The following is a 22,104-nucleotide window of genomic DNA, read 5'->3' on the forward strand; positions in this document are numbered from 1 at the left end:
CACTTGACGGGGAAGCAACTCAATGAAGGCGGGCAGGAGTTCGGGGCCGAGCGTGCTCAGCACCCGCGCTGCGATGTTGGGTGGTCGTCGTCCGTCCACGCGTGCAGGCCGACGAGGGCGACATGGGATGCCGACCCCGGGGGGATCCCGCGTCGGCGGTCAGGCGCTGATGCCGACGGAGGAGACGTAGGCGTACGCGTTGTAGTCGGAGTCGAGGTCGGTGATGACGTCGTCCCAGATCTCGTCCACGGTGCCGGCGTCCTTGCGGGCCCAGGCGTCGACCAGGTCTCCCCAGATGTAGCGGACGGTGATGGTGCGTTGGGAGATGTTCGGGCGGGCGCGCTCGGGCGTGACCTGGCTCTGGTCGACGGGGTAGATCTCCATCCGGCTGCCCCGGCCGTCGTTGTCGAGATGGCGGGTGAGCCACCCGGAGCGGATCAGGTTGTCGCGCCGGCGGTGCCAGTAGGCGGCGTCGATCTTCTCCCGGCTCGCCGGGGTCGGGGCGATCTTGCCCTTGTCGCGCATCCACGACCGGATGGTCCGTGGCGAGACGCCCTGCTCCTTCAGTGCGTCGCGGCCGGCTCGGCTGTCGAGGTACCGCAGCCGGGCGGCCAGCCCGCGCCTGGAGGTGATGGGCGAGGAGATGCCGGAGGCGTAGACGATGCGGTTGAGTTCGAGGACGAGTGCCTCGCCGCCTTTCATGCCGCGGGCTTCGTAGCCGCCGAATCGGCCCCATCGGGCCCACAGGTCCGGCGAGCCGGCCATCACTTACCTCCGAGGGTGTAGGTGGTCTTCTCCTTGACCTCGTTGAGGTCCCGGCCTTCCTTGAAGACGGAGCGCCAGTCACCGATGACGTGGAGTTCGTCGGTGCCGGAGATCTCCACGACCTGGAGACCGGCCTTGTGTGCCTTGTGGGCCTTCATCCAGAGATTCGCGAACGCCTTCGAGCGGATGATGTGCATCCAGTCCGGCCGGCGGATCTCCCGGTTGGCGCTGGATTCCCCGATGGTGGAGACGAATTTGGAGTACATGGCCTTGACGTACGCGACGGTGAGTTCGTCGCCCTCGGCAAGGGCGGTCTTCCGGGTCTCGGCGAGCGCGCGACGCATCTTCTCCAGGAGGGCCTCCGTGGCACCGGAGACGAGGGACCGGTGGATGACCGGCGGGTCCGCGAGGCCCTGGCGGGCCACGTCGAGGAGCTGGCGGAGCGTGGACTCGGTCACCCACAGCTCGCCCGGCTCCATGCGGTTGCCCAGGGGGTTGGGCAGGTCGGCGTGATCCCAGCCGGCCGGGGTGATCAGGTGGACACCGGCCTTCTTCGGGTCGTGGACACCGCTGGTGTCCTCACGCAGCTGGCCGATAGGCAGCCAGCACTTGAGCGCGGACAAATAGGCGGCGTTCATGTCGAGCGCCGTCACCTCGAACCGCGCCCCCTGCCTCACCGCCTGGGCGACTGTCGCATTGCGCCACTTCGGGCGCCCTTCCCAGATCTCGTCCGCACCTTTCTGGGACTTCTTCCGAAGGATTTCCGCGGTCGGAGGGAACTCGGAATGCTCGTACCGGCCACTGGCCCGGGAAACCTTGAACAAGGCCATCACGTCCGGGATCGCCGCCTTGATCAATGCGGCCTGCGCGGCGTCCGTGTCCCCCGCGTGCTCGGCGACGACATCACCGACACGGTCGGTGATCTGCTCGACCAGCGTCTCCGACGCATACGCGGGGGCGGAGCGCCGGGGCGCGGCCGGGGCTGCGGCGGCCCCGGCCTGCTCCCGCGGTACGCCCGGCGGTTCTGCCGCCGCGGCTTCGGCGGGCCCACCAGGCGGTACGGGTACGGCGGGGGCGGGCTGTCCGGCCGGGGGGACGGATGCGGCAGGAGCGGCAGGCTCGGTTACGGGGAGGGGGACCGACACCGTGTCAGGTGCCGGATCGCCGTCGGCGGCGGCCTCGTCCGGGCGGGCGGCGGTCGGCCGAGGCGTGGCGGTGTCCGCGGCCGCGACGGCCGCCTCGCACTCCTCGGCGCTCAAGTGCTGCCAGAACCCGTCGACCTCGTCGGTGGCCGGCCGGCCGCACAGCACACACGGCCCGGCCGGGGCAGAGGGCCGGTCGGGCACCACCGGCTCACCACCGGAAGCGGGCAGGGGAGCGTCCGGCCTGACAACGGCGGCCGGGCCGCCGGACGAAGACGGTACGAGCGCGGGCGGCGCAACGGTGAGGGTTCCGGAGGCGAGGCTGGGCACGGCAGCGTGCAGGACGCCGACCGCGTGCGTCGGCCCGGACAGCAGATCGACCACGGCCAAGCGGTAGTGCGCGGCCAGCAGGTCGACGTCCTCCAGCGACCAGTGCGCGCTGCCGGACTGCTTACGCGACACCTGCGCCTGGGACAGCCCGAGCCCGGCGGCCAGATCGCCCTGCCTTTCGCCCGATCGCGACATGAGCGCCGCCACCGTGAGCCTGAGGACCTCTTCCGTACCCAACATGCATACCAATCTAACATTCGCCATGCGTAATTCGCATACAGGATGCAGAGTTTGGCGAGCCGCCTCCACTCCCCCGGGTCAATCGACCTCGGGACCGGCCGGCGGCACGACGTCAGACGCACCCGCCCGCCAAGAACATCAACGCCGGGCCCCACCAGAAGACACCGGGGCGGGTGGGAGGGCGTGGCCATGGAAATCGCCGACCGCACACTGACGGTGGACGTGATCGCCGCACTGACGTACTGGCCTGGCGTTATCCGGGGTCGTCCTGGTCCGCCGGGCGAAGGTGGTGGTGGCAGACCCAGGATCGTCCCGCACTGCCGATCCTCCGCCCGGCGGCGGAGGATCAACCGCATGAAGCGATTCACCGACCACACGGTCCTGATCACCGGCGGCACCTCGGGCATGGGTCTCGCCACCGCCCGCCGTCTCCTCGACGAGGGCGCCCACGTCGTCGTCACCGGACGCGACGAGGCCCGACTCGCCGAGGCCGCCGTCGAACTCGGCGCGGGAGAACGCCTGCTGACCGTCCGGGCCGACGCCTCGGACCTGGACGATCTGAACGCCCTGATGCGTCGCGTCGAGACCTGGCGGGGCACCCTGGACGTGGTGTTCGCCAACGCCGGCACCGGCGTCTTCAAGCCCAGCGCCGACATCACCGAAGCCGACTTCGACCACTCCACCGACGTCAACTTCAAGGGCGTCTTCTTCACGGTCCAGAAGGCGCTCCCCCTGCTGGAGGACGGCGGCGCGATCGTCCTCAACGCCTCCTGGACCCTCCACCGCGGCCTGCCCGTCGCCTCCGTCTACTCGGCGACCAAGGCCGCCGTGCACAACCTGGCCCGTACTCTCGGCTCCGACCTGGCCCCGCGCGGCATCCGCGTCAACTCCGTCAGCCCCGGCTACATCGACACCGCGATGTACCGCGGCGCCGCCCCCGACCCCGAGGCCGATGCCCGCAACGCGGCCCAGGTCCCGCTCGGCACCATCGGGCACGCCGACCAAGTCGCCGCCGCCGTGGCCTTCCTGGCCTCCGCCGACGCCTCCTACATCACCGGCCAGGACCTGGTGATCGACGGCGGCCTGGTCGGCTCCGTGCCCCACCACTGACGTCCAGGCGCGGTCACTCCCAGAGCCGCGCGAGGTGTGCGTGGAGGATGCCTTGCGCGTCCTGGGGGGTGAGGTGGCCGATGAGGACGTGGGTGGTGAGGCCGTCCGCCAGGGCCAGGAGGGTGCGGGCCTCGCGCCTCGGGTCGAGGGGGGCGGTGCGGCCGGCGCCTTCGGCGGCTTCCGCGATCAGGCGGGTGAACGCTTCCTCCAGGGGGGCGTAGCTCGCCCGCAGCGTGCCGGCGAGTGTCTCGCTGACGGCCGCCTGCGCCACGAAGGCGAGCCAGACCCTCGCCTCGGTGCGGTGCTCCTCCTGGAGCAGGGAGAGTTCGGTGGCGGCGTGGCCCAGGGCCGTGCCGGCCGACTGGGCCGGACTCCTGACGAGGCGGGCCTGTACGCGCTCGCTGATCCTCTCGCCGATGTGCGCGAGAGCGAAGACGAGCATCTCGTCCTTGGTACGGAAGCACCTCTGCACCGCGCCCATCGACACCTGCGCCCGGGCGGCGACGTCGCGCAGGGTCACGCCCTCCAGGCCCCGCTCGTCCGCCAGGTGGCAGACGGCCTCGGCGATGAGGCGACGCCGGCTCTCGTGATCCACCTGCTTGGGCATGTCCGGTGGCCTTCCTCTTCCTTCGCTGCGGCTCGCTTCACTCCGCTTCGTGGACCGACTTTATCCGATGCATCTGTATCGGTACCACGGTAGGGTTGCCGTCACGGTTCCGATGCGAGCGCATCGGAACGGCGGAGAGGATGGTGGAGTCAGTCATGCGGGATGCCCTGTGGAGGATGTCGGCCGCCGCGCAGGCGGAGGCCGTACGCGGCGGGGAGGTCTCGGCCGTCGAACTGGTCGACAGTCACCTGGAGCGCATCGCCGAGGTCAACCCTCGGGTGAACGCGGTCACGCAGCTCCTCGCCGAGCGCGCACGCGAGGCCGCGGCGCTGACGGACCGCCGGCGGGCCGCCGGCGAGACGCTGGGGCCTCTCGCGGGCGTGCCCTTCACGGTGAAGGAGTCCACGGCCGTCGAAGGCGTGCCGACCACGTTCGGCGCGGAGCGCTTCCGCGACCTCGTGGCGGCGGCCGACGCGCCCCCGGTGGCGCGGCTGCGGGCGGCGGGGGCCGTCCCCATCGGGCACAGCAACATCCCCACCCTGATCCTGGCGGGGATGCACACGCGCAGCGAGCTGTTCGGCGACACGGTCAATCCGTGGGACAGCGGGCGGACCCCGGGTGGCTCCAGCGGCGGCGACGCCGTGGCCGTCGCCACGGGCATGGCGGCTATCGGGCTCGGCAACGACTCCGGCGGCTCGGTGCGCGTCCCCGCCCAGTTCTGCGGCGTGGCCGGGCTGAAGCCGTCCACGGGGCGGTTCCCCGCCGACCACCGCTTCCTCGGCCCGGACGATCCGGGCCCGGCTTCCCAGATGCTGGTCACGGACGGCCCGCTGGCCCGCGGCGTGGGCGATCTCCGCCTGGCGTACGAGGTACTCGCCGGGACCGATCCGCGCGACCCGCGCGCCGTGCCGGTGCCCGCGTACGGCGAACCCCTTCCCGGACGGGTGAAGGTCGCCGTCGTGGCGGACCCCGGCGGACACGGTGTCCATCCCACGGTCCGCGCGGCCGTCGCCGCCGCGGCCGACGCGCTCCGCGACGCCGGGTACGACGTACGCGAGGAACGGGACGTGCCGCGGCTGGACGAGGCCCTCGACGCGTACGGCCGGATCACGGCGACCGAGTTCGCCCCGACGTGGCCGGCGGTACGCGCGCTGCTCGGCAAGGGCGGGGACCGGTACATCGCGATGGCGATGGAGCAGGCCCCGGCCGCCGACGCGGCCGAGTTCATGAAGCTGATGGGCGTCTGGATGAACATCCGCCGCTCCTGGGCCGAATTCCTCGACACGTACCCGCTGGTGCTGGGGCCGGTCTTCACCGAGCCGCCGGTCGAGCCGGGACTGGAGTCCCGGGACAGGGCCGGTCGCAACCGGGTGGCCTCCGGCATGCGCCTGTGCACCGTGACCAGCTTCGTCGGCGTACCGGGTGTCGCCGTCCCGACCGGGACGGCCGACGGGCTCCCCACCGGAGTGCAGGTCGTCGGGCGCGCGTTCCGGGAGGACCTGTGCCTCGACGCGGCCCAGGCGATCGAGGACCGGCTCGGCGTCCTCGCGCCGATCGACCCGCGCGACGGCGGCGACCCGGCCCATTGAACCGCCGAGACTCCTCTCCCGCCGGTGTCAGTTGGACCTGATGTCGGGGACGGCGGTGGCGGCCGGAACTGGGTCGAAGGCAAAGAGCCGGCCCGACTGCGCCTGCGTGCACGGCAGTTGGACGGCCGCAGCGCCCGGCGTGCGGTTCATCAGCCGGGCGCCTTCGGTTCTCAGGCCGGCGTCGACGCCGAGGCAGCCGTGGCCCAGGACGGGGTGCAGGGAGCGGATCGTGTACCGGTCGCCGCCCGCAGGTTCCAGGAGATGGACGGGGACGGTCGTCGGGCAGGCGTACTGCTCCACCGCGCCCCCGCCGTCCTGGGTGGTCGACTCCCCCAGGCACAGCCCGGAGCCGACCGCCCGGCTCGACCGGCCCCGGCGCGGGCTGCGACAACGCCAGCGGCTACACGCTGCAGGTGGGCACGCGGCTCGGCGGCTGGTGCTACACGTACAACGAGTCCAGGAACAAGTGGAACTTCGTCAGCGTCGGGGGCGCCGCCCCGTACGGGTGGATCTGCTCCGGCAACGTCTCCACGGACGCGAACACCATCACCACGCCCTGCTCCTGACGGATCGCGCGCGTCGACACCACGTCCACCAGGTCACCTACCTCAGGGAGAATTCCATCCGCACGACCGCACAGCGAGTCCTCGCCGCATGCGCCGCCGCGGCCGCCTTGGTCGTGACGCACGTGCCCCGTCACCGCGATCCCGTCGCGGTGACGGGGCACACCGCTTCCCCGGCGAGTCCCGGGGGCACGGCCCGTGGCGGACCGGTTCAGGCGCGTGCGGACGCGGCCGCGCCGGCTGCCGCGCGTGCGTAGTCGCGGACCAGGGGGCGCGTGTCGTCGGCGCGCCAGGCGAGGGCGAAGCGGGACTCCGAGACGCCGTCGACGGGGCGGGTGACGACACCGCCGCGGGTGAGCAGCGGGGCGTTGCCGGTGGCGACCAGGCAGATGCCGAGGCCGCCGACCAGGGCCTCGTACGTCTCGTCGGCACTGGCTGTCTCGGCACCGACGACCGGCGGCCGGCCGCGCCGCGCGTCCACGGCCAGCCAGTAGTCGCGGAGTTCGGGGCCGGTGTCCGGCAGGGCGAGGAAGGGCTCGTCGAGGAGTTCGGCGAAGTCGATCCGTTCGCGGGCGGCCAGCGGATGGCCTTCCGGCAGGGCGACGAGGCGCGGTTCGGTGGCGACGACGACCCAGTGGAAGCGCTCGGCGCCGGCCAGCGGAAGCCAGACGAAGGCCACGTCGCTGGTGCCGTCGGCGAGCCCGGCCGTCGGGTCCTCCCAGCCGATCTGCCGCAGCCGGGGCGTGGCCCGCGGATGGGCCTCGGTGAAGCGGGAGCGGATCGCGGGCAGCAGCCCGCCCCGGCCGGGGCTGGTGCTCATCCCGACGACCAGGGTGCCGCTCGCCTCCTCCCGGGCCGTCCGGACCGCGCGCTCCGCCTCGTCCCACGCGGCGAGCACCGCCCGGGCGTGCGGCAGCAGGGCCGCGCCGGCCTCGGTGAGGCGGACGCCGTGCCGGTCGCGGTCGAAGAGCGGGGCGCCGAGCTGCCGTTCCAGGGCCCGGATCTGTTTGCTGAGCGCGGGCTGCGAGACGTACAGCTTCTCCGCCGCCCGCGTGAAGTGCAGTTCCTCCGCGACCGCGACGAAGTACCGCAGATCCCGCCCGTGCACGTCCGTGGTCATAACCATGGGTTATCACGAGGGATCTTGGACGGGCAACGCCGCATGCCCGCATGCTCGTTCTGTCGCCGCCCGCCGAGCCGTCGCCGGGCGGGACGTCCCGCATCCGCGTCACGAGGGGAACACCGTCATGAGCAAGGTCTGGCTGATCACCGGCGCCAACAGCGGCTTCGGACGTGCCTTCGCCGAGGCCGCGGTCGCCGCCGGCGACGTCGTGGTCGCCGCCGCCCGCCGCGCGGGCGCCCTGGACGAGCTGGTCGCCGCCCATCCCGACCAGGTCGAGGCCGTCACTCTCGACGTCACCGACCACACCGCGGTCGACCGGGTGGTGCGCGGGGTCGCCGAGCGGCACGGCCGCATCGACGTCCTGGTCAACAACGCGGGCCGCACCCACGTCGGTTCGGTCGAGGAGACCGACGACGCCGAGCTGCGTTCGCTCTTCGACGTGCACGTCTTCGGCCCCGCCGCGCTGACCCGCGCCGTCCTGCCGTACATGCGCGAGCGCCGGTCCGGGGCGATCGTTCAGCTCAGCAGCGTCGGCGGGCAGATGTCGATGGCGGGCTTCGGCGCGTACAGCGCGACGAAGTTCGCCCTGGAGGGCATGTCGGAGGCGCTGGCCGCCGAGGTCGGACCGCTCGGCGTACACGTCCTGATCGTCGAGCCCGGTGCCTTCCGCACCAGCCTGTTCGGCAACGGCAGCCTCAGCGTGGACACGATCACCGACTACGCGGACACGGTCGGCGCCACCCGCGCCTTCGTGGAGGGCGGCGACGGCGGCCAGGCCGGCGACCCGGCGAAGGCCGCGGCGGCGGTCCTGGCCGCCCTGAACGCGGATGAGAAGCCGCTGCGGCTCGCCCTCGGCGACGACTCCATCGACACCATCTACGGACACCTGGAGCAGGTACGCGGCGACCTCGCCGCCTGGGAGAAGGTCGGCCGCGACACCAGGCTTGAGCAGTAGGGCACGGCGGCGGCGCGCCGCATCCGTGCCCCACCCTCTGCCCGTGCCCGTGCCCGTGCCCGTGCCCGTACCCGTGCCCGTGCCCGTGCCCGTGGCGGGTCAGGCGGTCGGGTGCGGCGGGGCGATCTCCCGCTTGAGGATCTTCCCGGTGGCTCCCTTGGGGAGTTCGTCGAGGAGCCAGACCACGCGGGGGTACTTGTACGCGGCGACCTGGGCGCGCACGAACTCGCGGAGGTCCTCGGCGGTGGCGGTGGCGCCTTCGTGGAGGGTGACGGCCGCGCCGACCTCCTCGCCGAGTTCGTCGTGGGGCAGGCCGATGACGGCCGCCTCGGCGACGGCGGGGTGCTCGTAGAGGACCTCTTCGATCTCGCGCGGGTAGAGGCGGCGCGGACGGCGGCGAGGCGGTCCTGGGCGCCCGGGTAGTGGTCCGTGCGGGGCGGGAGGGCGCGCAGCACGCGGCGTATCTCGGTGAGGAGCTTCTCCGTGCCGTCCCAGCCGGCCGGCACGATGAGCACCTGGCTTGCGATGCAGTTGTGGCCGGAGTTGTTCATCTTGCTGGTGACGATGTGCTCGGCCTGGTGGCGGAAGTCGGCCCGGGTCCAGGGGCCGGGGGTGACGATGCAGGGGCTGACGCCGCCGAGTTCGCTGGTGAACTCCTTGTCGAGGAGGGGGGTGTCGTCGCGGCGGCGTTCCTCGGCCCGGTCGTCGGTGCCCCACACGAGCGCGTCGTGGGTGCGTTCGCTGCCGGTGACGTGCAGGGTGTCGATGCCGTCGTGGGCGGCGAGGTAGGCGCCTTCGGCCGCGCCGCCGGCGACGAAGCGGACCCAGCCGCGCGCGGTGAACTCGGCGAAGATGTCGGCGAAGTGGGGGCGCAGGTAGTCGTTGACGGGGTTCATCTTGGCGACGACGACCTGGTTCTCCGCGTACAGCTTGTGCAGGATGTCCAGGGCGGTGATCGCGCCGACGTTGCCCGCGCCGAGGACGAGGGAGACCCGGGGGCGGGGCGCCCGGCCCCGGTAGGCGCGGGCCGCGCGGTCGCGCACCTGGCGCGGGGTGGTGCCGGGCCGGGTGTGCACCTCGGCGGTGAAGCCGTTGAGCAGGAGCCGGTCCCAGCCGGTGACGGGGAAGACGTCGACGACCGTACGACCGCGGCGTTCGCGGACGGCGTGGGCGGGCAGGGGTTCCCGCCCGGCGGCGATCCGGCGCAGCACGTGCAGCAGCGCGGTCACGTTCTGGGCCATGGCCCAGGGGGCGCCGATCCAGTCCTCGGCCGCGACGGGGGAATCGGGGGCGTACCCCTTGGCGCGGGCGCCCGCCTCGGCCATCTCGGCGGCCCGGGCGGTGATGCGCGGCAGCATCCGCTCCAGCAGGGCGATGCGTTCGGCGAGCGGCGTGGCGGCCCAGTCGTCCTGGCCGGTACGCAGGTCGGTTACGGCGCGGTCGAGGGCGCCGGTGTCGACGAGGGTGGTGGTCACGGGAGTGGCTCCAAGGGGAGGGGGCTGGGGCGGGTCGCGTACGGAGGCGGAGGCAGGTCACGCACGGAGGCGGGCGGCGTCGCGGGCCGGGTCGACGAGGGTGAACGAGGCGACGGCACCGAGGGAGAGCAGGGCTCCGGAGAGGAGGACGGCCGTTTCGTAGCCGGCGTCGCCCTGGGTGTCGATGAGCCTGCCGACGACGACCGGTGCGATGAGTCCGGCGGTGGTGACCAGCGCGTTCATCGTGCCGAGGGCGCCGCCGCGGCGGCGGGGCGGGGCGAGTTCGGCGATGGTGGTCGCGGCGATGGTGGCGTACGAGCCGCCGGTGCCGAGGCCGACGGCGAGCAGCACCGTCTTCGCGGGGGTGCCGTCGACGAGCGGTACGCAGAACAGGCTCACGGCGCCGATCAGGAGCATCGCGCCGCCGATCCGGCCGCGGGCCGTGCGGCTGCCGACGCCGCGGCGCATCAGCCGGCCGGTGAGCACGGCCTGGCCGAGGAGGACCACCGCGCCGACGGCCCAGGGGGTGACCACGAGGGTGCCGGCGGTGTCGGCCGCGTAGCCGAGGCCGTTGCGCAGGTACGACGGGAGCCAGGCCACCATCAGGCCGACGATCCAGTAGCTGGTGAAATAGGCGAGGGTGATGCCGATCCAGGTCCGGGTGGCGAGGACGCGCCGGTAGCCGGGGAGCGCGGCTTCGGGGCCGGCGGCGGCGTCCGGTGCGGCGCCCGCGTCCTGGGCGGCGGGCGCGTCCCGGCCGGGGGTGTCGTCGGTCCGGTAGGCGCCGTCTCCGCCGAACACCGACCACACGAGGGCCCACAGCGCGCCGACCCCGGCGACCACCCAGAGGGCGGCGCGCCAGCCGTGTTCCTGGATGACCCAGGTCAGACCCGGTGCGGCGGTGATGACACCGAGGGTGACGCCGAGGGTGACCAGGGCGCCGGGGAGGTTGCGGCGGTGGTCGGGGAACCAGGACAGCGCGGTCTGCTGGGCGACGGGGAAGGCGGGGCCTTCGGCGGCGCCGAGGACGAGGCGGGAGCCGATCAGGGCGGCGAGGCCGCCGCCGATCGCGGGCGGGATCTGTGCCAGCGACCACAGCACGGCCATGGTGAGCAGGAGCCACTTGGCCTTCACCCGGTCGGCGAGCAGGAGGCCGACGAGGGCGCCGGAGAGCGAGAAGAGCAGGAAGAAGGCGCTGTTGGCCAGCCCGAACTGGGTCGCGGTCAGGCCGAGATCGGCGCGGATCTCGTCGGCGGCGAGGCCCAGCACGGACTTGTCCGCGAAGTTCACCATCATGAAGACGACGAGGAGGCCGGTGACGGTCCACGCGCGGCGGCCGCTGTGCTTCGAGGTCGTTGTGGCGTCGTTCAGCGGGCGGGGTCGGGGGCCGGGGCGGGGTCGGGTCTGTGCGGCGGTCACGGGGTCCTCCGGGGGGTGCCGGGCTGCGGGGGTGCGGAGGTGCGGGGGAGCTCTGGGCGGGGGCTTCCGGCGGTGAGCCGTCAGAAGCCCCGTGGTGGGGGGCTTCACGCGACACCCGTCGGAAGCCCCCGGCGGGGCGAGCCGGGCCGGTCAGGCCAGGGGGACGCCCGCGATGGCGATGCGCTCCATGACGCGGCGCTGGGGGAAGTAGTCGTTGACCGCGTAGTGCTGGGTGGCGATGTTGTCCCAGATGGCGAGGGAGCCGGGCTCCCAGTGGAAGCGGATCTGGAACTCGGGGATGCGCGCCTGCAGGACGAGCATGTCGAGGAGGTCGCGGTTCTCGGCGTCGGACAGGCCCTTGATGAAGCGGGTGAAGGGCTCGTTGACGTACAGGGTCCTGCGTCCGCTGCGGGGGTGGCGGACGACGACGGGGTGCTCGACCCGCGGCCAGTCGGCGCGGAAGGCGGCTTTCTGGTCCTCGTCCATCAGCGCGCCCCAGCTGGCCTCCCAGTCGTGGACGGCCGTGAGGTTCTCGATGCGCGTCTTGAGGTCGTCGGGCAGGTTGTCGTACGCGGCGGCCATGTCGGCCCACATGGTGTCGCCGCCGGCCTCGGGCACCTCGACGGCGCGCAGCACCGCGCCGAGGGACGGGTTGGCCATGAAGGAGTGGTCGCTGTGCCAGATGTTCTTGTTGCCGGCGGCCTTGGCGTCCTTGGCCAGGCGGGAGACGCCGACGGTGCCGGTCTTCGGGAAGAACGGGTTGGGCTCGGTGGGGCCCCAGACGGCGGCGAGCGCCTGGTGGTGGTCGGTGGTGAAGCCGTGCTGCTCCCGGAAGAAGATCACCTTCCATTCGAGGAGGGCCTGGCGCAGCTCCTCGGCGAGGGTGCCGGTGATCGGGCGGGTCAGGTCGATGCCGGTCAGGACGGCGCCGAAGTGCGGGGTCAGCGGCTTGACGCCGAAGAGGGTGTAGGCGGTGGGGGCGGTCCCGGGCGCGGTGCGGTTCAGCTCGCGCCGCCCGTAGTGCATCAGCGGCTTGTCGAGAACGGGCTTGGGGTCGACGACGGCGTCGGTGATCATGCGGCTCCTCTTCGGGGAGGCGGGGTGGTGGACCGGCGCGGCGCACGGCGGGAGTCGGCCGGGGACGTCGGGGATGTCGGGGATCGCGGGGGACATCCGGGGCGTCCGGGGCTTCCGAGTGCCGATGGCGTGAACGGGGGTTCACCAAATTCGTTACCGGGAGTAACGATATTCGGCTGCGCCTCGGCAAGGGGGTGTGGCCGAAAATTTGCGCTACTGGCTCGATGAGCCCTTCAGGCGAGGGCTACCGGGGTCGAATATCGGCACGCAGTGCCAGATGACGGCACGAAGTGCCATGCGGGAGGAAACGGGCTACTTCCCCGGAAACCGCGCCCCGCGGCCGGAGTTCGGGCCGCACGGTGCCGGTGAACCCCGCCGGCACCGCTCCCCTGCCGCCGTCGTCAGCCCTCCGTGCCGACGGCGCGGGCCACCAGGTCGACCACCGCGTCCACGAGTCCCTGGTCCGGGACGCCCTGCTCGGCCAGCATGCGGAACAGCAGCGAGCCGGCGACGAGCGTCGAGGCCGCCGCCACGTCCGTGCCGGGCCGCACGTCGCCGCGGACGACGCCGCGTTCCAGGATGCGCCGGGTCTCGCCGGTGACCCGGCCGGTGTAGGCGCCGTACACGCTCCGCTCGGCGTCCGCCTCGGCCGCGGACCCGATCACGCCCGCCAGGAGCCGGTCGACGCCCGGCACGCGGTACTGCCGCATGCGCGCGGTGAGCAGCTCGCGGAGCTCCTCCCGGAAGCTGCCCAGGTCCGGCACGGTCAGGGTGCCGACCCGGGACTCGGCCGCCGCGATCACCAGGTCCTGCTTGGTGGGCCAGCGCCGGTAGATGGCCGGCTTGCTGACCCGCGCCCGGGCGGCGACGGCCGCCATGGTGAGTTCCGCCAGCCCGTGCTCCGCCACCAGCTCGACGACCGCGTCGAGGACGGCACCGGTCATCCGCTCGTCCCGCGGCCGCCCCGGCCCCTTGCCCTCGACGTCCGCGCCGGACTGCCTGTTGGTCATGCCCCGACCCTACGAGGCGGGCGGCCGAGCCCCGCACCCGACGCCGGGATCCGGACCGGCGAGGTCGCCGTCCGCCGTCGTGCTCACGCCGCGAGCCGTCCGGCGGGGCCGGGCCACTTCACCGACGCGCCGACCCCCTGGCGCGCCGGCCGGAGGCCCCGCGCCGTCCCCATCCGTTTCCCGCTCAACTTTCCGCTCCAGCCGCCTCGTCGTCCCCAGGGAACCGGGCGAGCCCCTCCAGTATCGCGCGCGGCTCCTTCTCGCGCCCCCGTGCCGTGTCGGCGCCCAGGAGGCGGGCGAAGGCGCTTCCCGGGCGGGTGGTGAGCTCCTCCCAGGTGCCTTCCTCGGCGACGCGGCCCGCTTCCAGGACCGCTATGCGGTCCGCCCGGCGGATGGTGACGGGGCGGTGGGCGATCAGGAGGGTGGTGCGCTGCTCGCGGGTCCGCGCCAGGACGGTGGCGAGTTCGGCGTCGCCGGTGTTGTCCAGGTGGGCGGTGGTCTCGTCGAGGACGAGGATCCGGGGCTCGGCGAGCAGCGCGCGGGCCAGGGCGATGCGGGCGCGCTGGCCACCGGAGAGGGTGGCGCCGCGTTCGCCGATCACGGTGTCGAGCGAGGCGAAGCGGTCGAGGCCGCACAGCCCGGCGGTTTCGGCCAGTCGGCCGTCGTCGGCGTCGGGGGCGGCGAGGCGGAGGTTCTCCGCGAGGGTGCCGTGGAAGAGGGGGGTGTCCTGGCCGACGACGGCGACGGCACGGCGCAGGTCGGCGTCGGTGAGCTCGCGCAGGTCCACGGGGTCGCCCGATGCGGGTACGAGCTCGATCGTGCCTTCCTGGGGGTCCCAGAACCGGGCCAGCAGGTGGGCGCAGGTGGACTTGCCGGCGCCCGAGGCGCCGACCAGGGCGAGGGTGCGGCCCGCCGGGAGGTCGAGGGCGACGTTCCGCAGGATCGGCCGCTCGTCGTAGCCGAAGCCCAGGCCGCGCAGCCGTACGCCGAGCGGGCCGGCGGGCAGCGGGCGGGCCGTGGCGGGCTCCGGGGCGAGGGCGGGAGCCTTGATCCCGGCGTCGACCCTGGCCGCGGCGGCGCGCAGGCCCATCGCCTGGCTCAGCGACCTGGCGGATTCGGCGACCGGGCCGAGTACGGACAGGGCGAGGGTCATCGCGGCCGCGGCCCAGACGGCGTCGAGGCGCCCCGTGTGCACGGCCCGGGCGGTGGTGGCCACCACGGCGAGGACGGCGAGGACGATGAGCAGTTCGCGCAGGGAGGCGGCGAGGGACTCCCCAGTGACTTCCGCCCGCTGTGCCTCCCCCAGCCTTCGCCCCTTCGCGCCGAGCCTGTTGCGGCGCTCGGGCAGGGCGCCGAACGCCAGCAGTTCCCGCAGTCCGTCGACCGTCTCGACCGTGTCGGCGGACAGGTCGGCCGCGGCGCGCCGGGTGCGCGCGCCCCGGGTCGTACGCCCGGCCGCCTCGGCGAAGGGGGCGGCGACCAGCAGCAGGGCGACGGGCAGGAGGGCGGCGAGGAGCCGGGGTTCGAGTCCGGCGAGGACGGCCGCGCCGCCGGTGAAGACGGTGGCCGACGCGAGGAGTTGGGCGGTGGTGTGCGCGTAGAAGAACTCCAGCGCTTCGACGTCGGCCATCGCGGTCGCGGCCAGGTCTCCGCTGCGCCGGCCGGCCACCCGGGCGGGGGCGCTGCGCGCGAGCCCGTCGAAGACGCGGACGCGCAGTTCGGCGAGGACCCGGTAGGCCAGGTCGTGCGACAGGTCCATCTCCCGCCACGTCATCAGGGCCCGCAGGAGGACGAGGAGGGAGAGGGCGGTGACGGTCGTCGCGGAGGGGGCGCGTCCGGTGGTGATCGCGGTGCCGACCGCGTGTGCGGCGAGGGTGACGAGGGCGACCAGGGAGCCCTGTTCGGCGAGGGCGGCGGCGCAGGTCCGCGCGATCATGGCGCGGTGTCCGGCGAGTGAGGGGAGCAGGGCGCGCAGGGTGCCCGGGCCCGGGAGAGCGGGGTCGGCGGGGCTCACGCGGCGAGTCCTTCCTGGTCGGTCCGGCCCGCCGCGGCGAGCTGGGCGTAGAGTCCGCCGGCGGCGACGAGGCCGTGGTGGTCGCCGACGGCGTCGACGCGTCCCCGGTCGAGGACGACGATCCGGTCGGCGTGCCGGACGGCCGCCAGCCGGTGGGCGACGACGAGGACGGTCCGGCCGCGTGCCGCCGTGGTCAGGTCGCGGACGATGTCCGCCTCCCTGCGTTCGTCGACGGCGCTGGTGGCCTCGTCCAAAACGAGGACGGGGGCGTCCGCAAGAAGGGCGCGGGCCAGGGCGAGGCGCTGGCGCTGGCCGCCGGAGAGGGTGGCGCCGCGTTCGCCGAGGACGGTGGCGTAGCCGTCGGGGAGGGCGGTGATCTCGTCGTGGATCCCCGCCGCGCGGGCGGCGCGCCGCAGTTCCTCGTCGGTGGCGCCGGGGCGCGCCAGGCGGAGGTTCTCCGCTATGGGGGCGGGGAAGAGGTACGTCTCCTGGGAGACGACGGCGATGCCGCGCCGCAGGGAGTCGAGGGCGTACGCGGCGGTTCCGCGGCCGTCGACGGTGACCCGGCCGTGCGCGGGGTCGTGGTGGCGCAGCAGCAGGCCGAGCAGGGTGGATTTCCCTGCGCCGGAGGGTCCGACGATCGCGGTGGTCCGGCCGGCGTCGGCGGTGAAGGTGATGCCCCGGAGCGTGGGCTCAGAGGCGCCGGAGTGGGTGAACTCGACGTCTTGGAAGCGGACTTCGGGGGCCTGGGCCCAGTCGGCCGGTTCCGTCCCGTCGTCGGCGACGGCGGGGGCGGCGGTGCGCAGGGCGGCGATGCCGTCGGCGGCGGAGACACCGAGGTAGCCGGCGTGCCATTCGCGCGCCAGGTCGCGGACGGGCCGGAAGCACTCGCCGGCGAGGAGGAGGGTCAGGTAGGCGCCGGTCGGGGTGGTGGATCCGGTCGCGGCGGACCAGCAGGCGAGCAGCGCCGCGGCGGCGGTTCCGCCTTGGACGGCGAGGTCGGTGATGCCGGTGTCGACCAGGGAGACGCGGAGTTTGGCGACGGTCGCGCGGTGCAGGTGCGCGGAGCGTTCTTCGAGGCGGCGCCGGGTGCGTCCGACGGCGCCGGCCGCGCGCAGCGCGGGCATGCCCTGGAGCGCTTCGAGGTAGTCGGCGCCGAGGCCCTCGTACGTGTCCCAGTGCTCCTTGCCGCGCTGGGCGAGCAGTCGGTCCCAGGCGCGGGGGCCGGCGAGGGCCAGCAGCAGGGCGGGGACGAGCCCGAGCAGGGCGGTGGGCTCGACGACGGCCACCACGGCGAGGAGGAGGGGTGGTGCGGCGAGGGTGACGATCAGTTGGGGGAGGTAGCGGGAGATGTAGGCGTCGACGCCCTCCACGCCGTCGACCAGCGTGGTGCGGACGGCTCCGGTGCGGGCGGTGGTCAGGTGCGCGGGGCCGAGCCGGCCGAGGTGGGCGAGGAGTTCGTCGCGCAGGCGGACCCTGACGCGCGCGCCGGCGCGGGCGGCGGTACGGCGCTGGGCGAGGCCGAGCCCGGCGCGGACGACCACGACGGCGGCTGCCGCGGCCAGGAGTGCCGGCAGGGGGCGGGTGTCGCCGCGGGCGATGGCGGCGAGGGCGAGGGCGAGCAGCACGGCCTGGGCGAGCCAGCCGAGCGTGACGGCTGCCTGGAGGCCGGTGGCCGCGAGGAGCGTGCGGCGCGCGTGGCCCGCGGCGCGGCGCAACTCCGGGTGGATGATCACGAGTTCCCCTTCTCGGGTCGGTCCGCGGACCCGGTGCCGAGTGCCAGGGCGTGGACGATCCAGTTCCGTTCGGGTGCGCCGCCCAGGGCGGCGCCCAGGTCGGCCCGCTGCCAGGAGCCGACGGCCCGGGCGGCGAGGCCGCGCCGGACGGCCGCCGTCTGGGCGCGCCCGACGGCGTATCCGGCGTGCAGGTGGTCGCGGCGGATGCGGCGGGCGTCGGCGTCGGACGGGCAGCCGTACGCGAGGAGCAGGGCTCCGGCGTGGGCGATCCAGCCCTGTCCGGCCGCCCAGGCGGCGAGGGCGGGCCGGGCGTCTCCGGCGGCGAGCCGCCGGAGGGTGCCGTCGGCCCCGGCTTCGAGGAGCGCCGGTGCGGGACCGCCGACGGCGGCGCACCAGTTCAGGTGCCCGTTGCCCGCGGTGCGGGCGAGGGCCAGGAGGTCGTACAGGTCGTCGGGGTCCGGTGTGCCAGTGAGGGGCGGTGCGGCGCTGCGGCGGGACAGGAGGTCGGACGCGGTGGCCGTCTCGGGGCCGGGCGGGGTGGTGGCGCCGGTGGCGGGGGGCGGGATGTGCAGGGAGGCCTGCGGCCGGTCGGTGGCGCCGTCGAGGCGGAGGGCGGCCGGGCGGGAGGCCAGGGCGAGGGCGGCCAGGTGCAGGGCGGCGACGGCGTGCCCGGTGTCGAGGAGCAGCAGGGGCCAGGCGCGGTGGCCGTAGTGGCTCGTGGTGCGTTGCGGGGTGACGGTGAGTTCGACGGTCGCTCCGGGGGCGGTGCCGGGGGGTGCGGGAGAGAGGGGGTGGACGCGGTGGCGCAGGGGGTCGTAGCCGTATCGCCCCGGTGGCAGGGAGCAGCCGTCGCCGACGAGGAGGGTGGCGTCGACCGGGTGCAGCGCGCCCGCGGACGGGGTGGGGCGGAGGCGCCCGGTGGGGTCGGCGGCGGCCAGGGACAGGCGCAGCAGGCCGTCCAGGTCGAGCGGTCCGGGGCCGGCCGGGGGCAGGAGCGCGCGTCCCGGGCCGGGCCAGTCGGGGACCGGGGGGCCGGCGGGGGTGTCGGGGCCCGGCGGTTCGGTCCCGCGGGCGCGGGTGAGGGCGGTGACGAGGTCCATGGGGGCTCACATGTGGGGCGGCGGGGCGAGCGTGAAGTCCTCGGGGGCGTGCGGTGCCGTGGTGCGCCAGCCGCGGGCCATGGCGGCGTCGGCGAGGCGGGGGCAGCCGAAGTACCCGAAGGCGGCCGGGGCGTTGGGGATCAGCCCGGAGACGAGGACGCGGGCGACGCGGAGCGCGGTCTCGGCGACGTCCTCCGTGGTGAGGTCGAAGGTCATGACCCGGTGGCCGCCCCGTTCCAGGGCGTGGTCCATCCGTTCCCGGCTGCCGGGCGGCACGGCGTCGAGCGGTACGGTGCCGAGCGCGGGCTCGGTGAACCGCCGTGCCTCGGCGGCCATCCGGGGGTCGAGCCACACCTGGACGTGGGCGCCCAGGTCCCTGACGTGCTCGAAGCGGTCCCCGCACGCGTCGAGGTAGCGGCGGTCCTCGCGGTGGTCGAGGTAGAGCCCCTTGGCGAGGAGCCCGGCGTCGACGGCCTGGAAGACCCAGCCGTCCGGGTCGGTGAGGCCCTGGGTGAAGACCCAGGTGTGCACGGCTTCGAGGACGGCCTTGCGGGCGGCTTCGGCCGGGTCGTACTTGCAGGCGAAGCCGGCCGCGTACAGGTCGAGGCGCGGGTCGTGGACGAGGGCGGCCACGCAGGGGGCGAACTCGGAGGGCATCTCGACGAGCCACACCCGGAGTCCGGATCCGGCGAGGTCGTCGGCGAGTCCCGGCACGGTACGCGGGTCGATGCCGCGTGCGGGGCCGTCGAGGTGCCACCACAGCTCCAGGGCGTCGCGTTCGGCGATCTCCAGCAGGCCGCGTCCGACGGCGTCGTCGAGGCCCTGTCCGGTGGCGATGCCCGCGTAGTTGAGGTGGTGGGTGCGGGGCAGGGAACGGAGTTCGCCCTGGCGCCAGTTGAGGTGGGTGAACGCGACCGGGGCCCACACCTCGTCGGTCGCCCCGCCGGGCAGTCGCTCGGTGCCCCGGGTCCACAGGGCGGGGGTGTCCTCGGTGAGGGGGCGGTAGGGGAACCCCGGCCGCGTGTACTGCCAGTCGGCGTACGAGGGGAGCCGGTCGGGTCCGTAGATCCGCAGGCCCCGGCCGGTGAGTGCGGCGGCGGTGGCGCGCAGGGGCGCGTCGGGGTGTCCGGGCGGCGGGACGCGGTTGCCGCAGTAGCGTTCGACCCCCTCGGCGATGGCCGCGACGCGGGCGGTCTCGGGGTCGCCGAAGGAGGTGCCGAGGGAGACGCGGTCGGCGGGCCAGAGGCCGAGGCGGCGGGCGTCGGCGACCTCGGCCGTCATCGCCGTGTAGCGGGGAGGCGCGCCTTCGGGGTGTTCGACGGGCTTGACCTTGCGGACGATCCCGCAGACGGGATCCACCAGGGTTTCCATGGGCAGCGGTGTCATCGCAGGATCTCCTCCGCGGGATCGGTGGGGACGGGTCGGGTGCGCAGCGCGCTCAGCACGAGTTCGGTGGATGCCGGGTCGACGTCCCGCCGGGAGGCGAGGAGCCGGGTCGCGGTGACGGGGTCCTCGCCGGTGTGCGGGTTGCGGGCGTGCGCCGGGAAGTGGTGGCCGGTGATTTCGAGGCGGAGCCGGGTGCCCGCCGTCAGGCGCCGCGCGAGCCGGCCGAGGGGGACGGTGAACTCCGTGGTGTGCCCGGGCGGTCCGCCGCCGCGGACCGCTCCGACGGCGAGCCGCTCGGCCCGTCCGTCGGGTCCGAGGGCGACCAGGCGCGCGAACCAGTCGGCGGCCGGGGTGTCGGCGCGGGCGCGCAGCCGCAGCCGCGCGGGGCCGAGGAGGTCGAGGGGCCGGGGCAGGGGCGGGGAGACCAGGACGCAGCGGTCGCGCGGCCCGTCGGGCGGAACGGCGAGTTCGGCCGAGGAGGCGGGGTGTTCGGGGTCCGAGGTGAAACCGGGGCCGCTCGCGGGGCGCAGGCGTGGCGTATGGGAGTCGCCCTCGGCGTCGGCCGCCGTCCACAGCGGACTGCCGCCGAGGGCCACCGCTCCGGCCCGGCCCGGCCGGAGGGTTCCGGCGAGCGCGGCGGACGCCCAGCGGGCGTACAGGTCACCGAGGTGGACGTGGTGGGCGGGGGCGGCGTCGGGGCCTGGGGCCGCGACGAGGCCGTGCCCCCAGGGTCCGCTCAGCAGGCGTGCCGACGGGCCGCCCCAACGGTGCCACAGGTCGAACGTCTCCTCGGCGAAGTGGTCGTGGTGGCCGCCGACGGCGAGCAGCGGCATCGCGGCCTCCGGGGCGCGGGCGAGGAGGCGTCCCCGGTCACGGGAGCGCCATACCTCCGGCCAGGAGGGCAGGGCGCGGCCGAGCCGCCGCGGCAGGTCGAGCAGGGGGAGGTGGGCCAGTGCCCCGGGGTCCGCGGCGAGGGCCTTCGCCAGCGCCGTGTCGTCGGAGTCGGCACGGTCTCCGTGCGCCGCCCACCAGCCGGCCCGGGTCAGCAGCCGTTCGACTCCGGTGGGTTCGCGGGCGGTGTCGGCGACGCCGAGGGCGGGCACGGCGGCGATGACGGCGTCGGGGCGTGCGTCCTCGGGCGCCTCCAGGGCGAGGGCGAGGGCGCAGTGGGCGGCGTAGGAGGAGCCGACGGCGACCAGGCGGCCGTCGCTCCACGGCCGGTCCCGGATCCAGCGGGCGGTGTCGGCGCCGTCGGCGGTCTCGTGCGTGTAGGGCCGCCACTCCCCCGGCGAGCCGTGGCGGCCACGGACGTCCTGTGCCACGGCGGCGAACCCTCTGCGGGCCCAGCCCCGCAGTTCGGCGCCGTGTGCCCGGCGGTCGTAGGGGGTGCGGATCAGGACGGCCGGGAAGGGTCCGGGGCCGTCGGGCAGCCGGACGTCGGTGGCCAGGCCGTTCACGGTGACGGTGACGGCGGCGGTGGGGGCGGAGGAAGCGGTGGGCATGGCGGGCGTGGCGGGCGCGGTCATGGGGTGGCTGTCGGTGTCGGCGTGCGCGCGACGTCGGGGACGGGCAGGACGGGGTGTTCGGTGACGGTCAGGGTGCGCAGGTCGACGCGGCGCAGCCGGCGGCGGGCGGGGAGCGCACCGGTGTCGGGTGCGTCGGCGGCCCACCGGGCGAGGTCGTCGGCGAGGAGCGCGGCGAGCAGTCCGGCCGCGGCCGCGGTGAGGGGTACGGATACGCCGCCGGTGCGCGGTCCCCTCCAGTAGGCGGCGAGCTCGCGGTGGGCGGGGGTGACGGCGAGGCGGCGGGCCCGGACGTGGGCGGAGGTGACGTCCCCGGGGGCGGCCGCGACGGGTTCCAGATACGCCTGCCAGCCCTCGCGGTGGCACCGGAGCCAGGCGGTTCCCCGTGCGGGCAGCCGGTCCGCCTCGTCCCACAGGCCGTCGGGTACGGGTCCGTCGAGGCACCAGACGACGGCGGCGACGTCCGGCCGCGTCATCGCGTCCTCGGGCGTGCCGGACCGCGGGGACGCCCCCGCTGCCCGCAACTGCCGGGCGAGCGGCTCGGTGAGGGCCGGGTCGCCGAGGAGCAGGACGTCGCGGCGCCCGGCGGGCCACGCCGGGGCGGCGTCGGTGGCCTCGTCCTTCGTGGCCGGCCGGCCGCTTCCGGTGAGGTAGCCGGCCGCGTCGAAGGCCGAGACGAGGCGGTCCAGTCCGGCGTCCGGGCCGGTCGCGGGGGTCCCGGCCAGCCGGTGGCGGAGGTCGTCGCCGTTCACGTCGCCCGTGTGGACCCGGAGGAACTCGCCGTCCGCCGTGCGGACGGCGAGCCCGTCGCCGTCGACGGCGACGATCTCGACGCCGGGTGCGAGCTGTCTGTGGGGCACGGGTTCTCCTACGGATCGGGGCGGAACGGGCGCGGGCCCGCCCGGGAGGGCGGGCCCGCGGGAGTGAGGGAGAACCCTCG

Annotated in this window: 18 protein-coding genes and 2 pseudogenes; 4 read left to right on the forward strand and 16 right to left on the reverse strand. The window is 74.8% G+C overall.

Annotated features, from left to right (window positions below; genetic code table 11):
- Positions 1-159: 159 nt before the first annotated feature.
- Both ABZ621_RS17105 and ABZ621_RS17110 read right to left on the reverse strand, forming a co-directional pair.
- Positions 160-765: a hypothetical protein gene (locus ABZ621_RS17105; RefSeq protein WP_360605175.1), complete on the reverse strand. Its 606-nt coding sequence runs from the start codon at positions 763-765 to the stop codon at positions 160-162.
- A complete protein-coding gene (locus ABZ621_RS17110) occupies positions 765-2,444 on the reverse strand; it encodes an acyltransferase (protein ID WP_360605177.1) in 1,680 nt (559 codons plus the stop codon). The genes ABZ621_RS17105 and ABZ621_RS17110 overlap by 1 nt, the downstream gene beginning before the upstream one ends.
- A gap of 387 nt (positions 2,445-2,831) precedes the next feature.
- On the opposite strand from ABZ621_RS17110, the gene ABZ621_RS17115 reads away from it, so the two are divergent.
- Complete coding sequence (locus ABZ621_RS17115) at positions 2,832-3,587, forward strand: SDR family oxidoreductase (RefSeq protein WP_360605179.1); 756 nt, start codon at positions 2,832-2,834, stop codon at positions 3,585-3,587.
- Between the two features lie 13 nt (positions 3,588-3,600).
- Here the strand turns inward: ABZ621_RS17115 and ABZ621_RS17120 are convergent, their stop codons facing one another.
- Complete coding sequence (locus ABZ621_RS17120; RefSeq protein WP_360605181.1) at positions 3,601-4,194, reverse strand: TetR family transcriptional regulator C-terminal domain-containing protein; 594 nt, start codon at positions 4,192-4,194, stop codon at positions 3,601-3,603.
- A 155-nt stretch (positions 4,195-4,349) separates the two neighbouring features.
- Between ABZ621_RS17120 and ABZ621_RS17125 the strand changes: the two genes are divergently transcribed.
- Positions 4,350-5,783 carry an amidase gene (locus ABZ621_RS17125; protein ID WP_360605183.1) on the forward strand — a complete coding sequence of 478 codons (1,434 nt, stop codon included), beginning with the start codon at positions 4,350-4,352 and terminating at the stop codon, positions 5,781-5,783.
- A gap of 27 nt (positions 5,784-5,810) precedes the next feature.
- On the opposite strand, the gene ABZ621_RS17130 is transcribed toward ABZ621_RS17125, so the two are convergent.
- Positions 5,811-6,083 (reverse strand): hypothetical protein, encoded by a 273-nt coding sequence (locus ABZ621_RS17130; protein WP_360605185.1) that lies wholly within the window; start codon positions 6,081-6,083, stop codon positions 5,811-5,813.
- A 113-nt stretch (positions 6,084-6,196) separates the two neighbouring features.
- Here ABZ621_RS17130 and ABZ621_RS17135 point away from each other — a divergent pair, with 113 nt between their 5' ends.
- Positions 6,197-6,349 (forward strand): hypothetical protein, encoded by a 153-nt coding sequence (locus ABZ621_RS17135; RefSeq protein ID WP_360605187.1) that lies wholly within the window; start codon positions 6,197-6,199, stop codon positions 6,347-6,349.
- Between the two features lie 208 nt (positions 6,350-6,557).
- Here the strand turns inward: ABZ621_RS17135 and ABZ621_RS17140 are convergent, their stop codons facing one another.
- Complete coding sequence (locus ABZ621_RS17140; protein WP_360605189.1) at positions 6,558-7,466, reverse strand: LysR family transcriptional regulator; 909 nt, start codon at positions 7,464-7,466, stop codon at positions 6,558-6,560.
- Positions 7,467-7,593: 127 nt separating this feature from the next.
- Between ABZ621_RS17140 and ABZ621_RS17145 the strand changes: the two genes are divergently transcribed.
- The gene (locus tag ABZ621_RS17145; protein WP_360605191.1) at positions 7,594-8,424 is read left to right on the forward strand and encodes an oxidoreductase; all 831 of its coding nucleotides are present in this window, start codon (positions 7,594-7,596) and stop codon (positions 8,422-8,424) included.
- A 99-nt stretch (positions 8,425-8,523) separates the two neighbouring features.
- On the opposite strand, the pseudogene ABZ621_RS17150 reads toward ABZ621_RS17145, so the two are convergent.
- The 11 genes and pseudogenes from ABZ621_RS17150 to ABZ621_RS17200 form a co-directional block, all read right to left on the reverse strand.
- A pseudogene (locus tag ABZ621_RS17150) lies at positions 8,524-8,805 on the reverse strand (long-chain fatty acid--CoA ligase); the annotation flags it as partial.
- Positions 8,806-8,927: 122 nt separating this feature from the next.
- Positions 8,928-9,782: pseudogene (locus tag ABZ621_RS17155) on the reverse strand (aldehyde dehydrogenase family protein); the annotation flags it as partial.
- 174 nt (positions 9,783-9,956) lie between these two features.
- Positions 9,957-11,318 (reverse strand): MFS transporter, encoded by a 1,362-nt coding sequence (locus tag ABZ621_RS17160; protein ID WP_360605193.1) that lies wholly within the window; start codon positions 11,316-11,318, stop codon positions 9,957-9,959.
- 150 nt (positions 11,319-11,468) lie between these two features.
- A complete protein-coding gene (locus ABZ621_RS17165) occupies positions 11,469-12,395 on the reverse strand; it encodes a TauD/TfdA family dioxygenase (protein ID WP_360605195.1) in 927 nt (308 codons plus the stop codon).
- Between the two features lie 401 nt (positions 12,396-12,796).
- On the reverse strand, positions 12,797-13,405 hold the full coding sequence (locus tag ABZ621_RS17170; protein ID WP_360605197.1) for a TetR/AcrR family transcriptional regulator: 609 nt from the start codon (positions 13,403-13,405) through the stop codon (positions 12,797-12,799).
- 184 nt (positions 13,406-13,589) lie between these two features.
- The gene (locus ABZ621_RS17175) at positions 13,590-15,419 is read right to left on the reverse strand and encodes an ABC transporter ATP-binding protein (protein WP_360605199.1); all 1,830 of its coding nucleotides are present in this window, start codon (positions 15,417-15,419) and stop codon (positions 13,590-13,592) included.
- Complete coding sequence (locus tag ABZ621_RS17180) at positions 15,416-17,155, reverse strand: ABC transporter ATP-binding protein (protein WP_360605201.1); 1,740 nt, start codon at positions 17,153-17,155, stop codon at positions 15,416-15,418. Before ABZ621_RS17180 ends, ABZ621_RS17175 begins: the two co-directional genes overlap by 4 nt.
- On the reverse strand, positions 17,152-18,255 hold the full coding sequence (locus ABZ621_RS17185) for a SagB/ThcOx family dehydrogenase (protein WP_360605203.1): 1,104 nt from the start codon (positions 18,253-18,255) through the stop codon (positions 17,152-17,154). Before ABZ621_RS17185 ends, ABZ621_RS17180 begins: the two co-directional genes overlap by 4 nt.
- Before the next feature lie 6 nt (positions 18,256-18,261).
- A complete protein-coding gene (locus ABZ621_RS17190; protein ID WP_360605205.1) occupies positions 18,262-19,641 on the reverse strand; it encodes a YcaO-like family protein in 1,380 nt (459 codons plus the stop codon).
- Positions 19,638-21,143: a CocE/NonD family hydrolase gene (locus ABZ621_RS17195; RefSeq protein ID WP_360605598.1), complete on the reverse strand. Its 1,506-nt coding sequence runs from the start codon at positions 21,141-21,143 to the stop codon at positions 19,638-19,640. The genes ABZ621_RS17190 and ABZ621_RS17195 overlap by 4 nt, the downstream gene beginning before the upstream one ends.
- Before the next feature lie 20 nt (positions 21,144-21,163).
- A complete protein-coding gene (locus ABZ621_RS17200; protein WP_360605207.1) occupies positions 21,164-22,024 on the reverse strand; it encodes a hypothetical protein in 861 nt (286 codons plus the stop codon).
- Between the last annotated feature and the right edge of the window lie 80 nt (positions 22,025-22,104).

Origin of the sequence: Streptomyces sp. NPDC007863 (assembly GCF_040633895.1) — a bacterium.
Lineage (GTDB): Bacteria > Actinomycetota > Actinomycetes > Streptomycetales > Streptomycetaceae > Streptomyces.

What these genes read in the sequence shown, in the direction of transcription:
- ABZ621_RS17105 (WP_360605175.1), bottom strand. Translation starts at nt 765, where the DNA reads ATGGCCGGCTCGCCGGACCTGTGGGCCCGATGGGGCCGATTCGGCGGC.
- ABZ621_RS17115 (WP_360605179.1), top strand. Translation starts at nt 2,832, where the DNA reads ATGAAGCGATTCACCGACCACACGGTCCTGATCACCGGCGGCACCTCG.
- ABZ621_RS17120 (WP_360605181.1), bottom strand. Translation starts at nt 4,194, where the DNA reads ATGCCCAAGCAGGTGGATCACGAGAGCCGGCGTCGCCTCATCGCCGAG.
- ABZ621_RS17125 (WP_360605183.1), top strand. Translation starts at nt 4,350, where the DNA reads ATGCGGGATGCCCTGTGGAGGATGTCGGCCGCCGCGCAGGCGGAGGCC.
- ABZ621_RS17140 (WP_360605189.1), bottom strand. Translation starts at nt 7,466, where the DNA reads ATGACCACGGACGTGCACGGGCGGGATCTGCGGTACTTCGTCGCGGTC.
- ABZ621_RS17145 (WP_360605191.1), top strand. Translation starts at nt 7,594, where the DNA reads ATGAGCAAGGTCTGGCTGATCACCGGCGCCAACAGCGGCTTCGGACGT.
- ABZ621_RS17165 (WP_360605195.1), bottom strand. Translation starts at nt 12,395, where the DNA reads ATGATCACCGACGCCGTCGTCGACCCCAAGCCCGTTCTCGACAAGCCG.
- ABZ621_RS17170 (WP_360605197.1), bottom strand. Translation starts at nt 13,405, where the DNA reads ATGACCAACAGGCAGTCCGGCGCGGACGTCGAGGGCAAGGGGCCGGGG.
- ABZ621_RS17185 (WP_360605203.1), bottom strand. Translation starts at nt 18,255, where the DNA reads ATGGACCTCGTCACCGCCCTCACCCGCGCCCGCGGGACCGAACCGCCG.
- ABZ621_RS17190 (WP_360605205.1), bottom strand. Translation starts at nt 19,641, where the DNA reads ATGACACCGCTGCCCATGGAAACCCTGGTGGATCCCGTCTGCGGGATC.
- ABZ621_RS17195 (WP_360605598.1), bottom strand. Translation starts at nt 21,143, where the DNA reads ATGCCCACCGCTTCCTCCGCCCCCACCGCCGCCGTCACCGTCACCGTG.